Origin of the sequence: Burkholderia sp. E168m22, from assembly GCF_001319805.1 — a bacterium.
Lineage (GTDB): Bacteria > Pseudomonadota > Gammaproteobacteria > Burkholderiales > Burkholderiaceae > Burkholderia > Burkholderia orbicola.
Genome location: NZ_BBSK01000105.1, coordinates 1 through 1,660, shown reverse-complemented (window position 1 = coordinate 1,660; position 1,660 = coordinate 1). Strand labels below are relative to the sequence as shown.

At 68.9% G+C, this 1,660-nt stretch carries 1 protein-coding gene; it reads right to left on the bottom strand.

Annotated features, from left to right (window positions below):
• Positions 1–160 precede the first annotated feature (160 nt).
• Positions 161–1,540: an FAD-containing oxidoreductase gene (locus AP428_RS23890; protein WP_011548351.1), complete on the bottom strand. Its 1,380-nt coding sequence runs from the start codon at positions 1,538–1,540 to the stop codon at positions 161–163.
• Positions 1,541–1,660: the final 120 nt, after the last annotated feature.

Genomic DNA, 1,660 nt, shown 5'->3' with positions numbered 1-1,660 from the left:
CTGCAGCGCGTCGGCGGCCTGCGTGAAGTTGCCGCGTTCGACGATCTGTACGTAGATCTGCATCGTTTGCAGGCGGTCCATGGCGTTCCCGGATGGCGTGGCGAGCGGCCATCTTCGCACACCGATGGAACCGGATGCGCGGCCGCCCGCCTGCCGTGCGTCATTCGACCGGATGCAGATCCTGCAGCAGCGTCGGCACCAGCTCGGACACGGTCGGGTGGATATGCATCGCGCGGCTGATGGTCGTGTACGGCGCGCCGGCGGTCATCACGTCGAGCATCCCGTGCACGACTTCGTCGCCGGTCACGCCGAGGATCGACGCGCCGAGGATCGCGTGGCTGTCCGCATCGACGATCACCTTCATGAAGCCCTGGCTCTCGCCTTTCTCGACCGCCCGGCCGACGCGCGTCATCGGGCGTGTGCCGACCAGCAGCCGGCGGCCCGTCTGCTTCGCTTCCGCGAGCGTCATGCCGACGCGGCCGAGCGGCGGATCGATGTACATCGCGTAGGCCATGATGCGGTCGGACACCTTGCGCGGATCGTCGTCGAGCAGATTGGCCGCGACGATCTCGTAGTCGTTGTACGCGGTGTGCGTGAACGCGCCGCGTCCGTTGCAGTCGCCGAGCGCCCAGATGCCGGGCACGTTGGTGCGCAACTGCTCGTCGACGGTGATGTAGCCGCGCGCATCGGTAGCGATGCCCGCGCGGTCGAGCCCGAGATCGTCGGTGTTCGGCACGCGCCCGACCGCGAGCAGCAGGTGCGAGCCCGCGACCTCGCGGCCGCCGCCCGCGCAGTCGAGGCCGACCACGATGCCGTCGCCGTCGCGGCGCGCGTTCAGGCAGTTCGCGTCGAGCTGCACGTCGATCCCTTCGTTTTCGAGGATCTCGCGCACGGCCTGCGACACGTCCTCGTCCTCGCGGCGGATCAGGCGCGGGCCTTTCTCGACGATCGTGACCTGCGAGCCGAAGCGGCGGTACATCTGACCGAATTCGAGCCCGACATAGCTGCCGCCGACGATCACCAGATGATCGGGCAGGAAGTCGACGTCCATCATCGTCGAGTTGGTCAGGTACGGCACCGAGTCGAGGCCCGGCATCGCGGGCACCTGCGCGCGTCCGCCGACGTTGATGAAGATGCGCTCGGCTTCGAGCACGTCATCGCCCACGCGCACCGCGTTCGCGCGTTCGAACCGGGCGTGACCCTGAAAGACGGTGGTGTTGTCGAGGCCGCGCACCCATTGCTCGACGCCGTGGTTCGAGCGGCCGGAAATCTGGTCCTTGCGCGCCTTCACGGCTTTCATGTCGACGGTGACGGGGCCGCCGACCGACACGCCGTATTCGCTGGCGCGCCGTGCAAGCTGCGCGGCGTACGCGCTCGCGATCAGCGTCTTGGTGGGGATACAGCCGGTGTTCACGCAGGTGCCGCCGAAGCGGCCGCGCTCGATGATCGCGACTTTCATGCTGGCGCCGGCGAGCCGCGCGGCGAGCGGCGGCCCGGCCTGGCCGGTGCCGATGACGATTGCATCGAAGTGTTGCGTCATGACGTCCTCCTGTGCGGGGGCAACGAGGAAAGGGGCAGGCGCAAGCCGCATGCCGTGCCGGCGGTCGCGCGGGCGACGAGCGCCTATGGTAGACCTGTTGGCCGGGTGCCGCGAGCGGGG

Coding starts and splice junctions, on each gene's coding strand:
- AP428_RS23890 (WP_011548351.1), bottom strand. CDS start 1,540: ATGACGCAACACTTCGATGCAATCGTCATCGGCACCGGCCAGGCCGGG.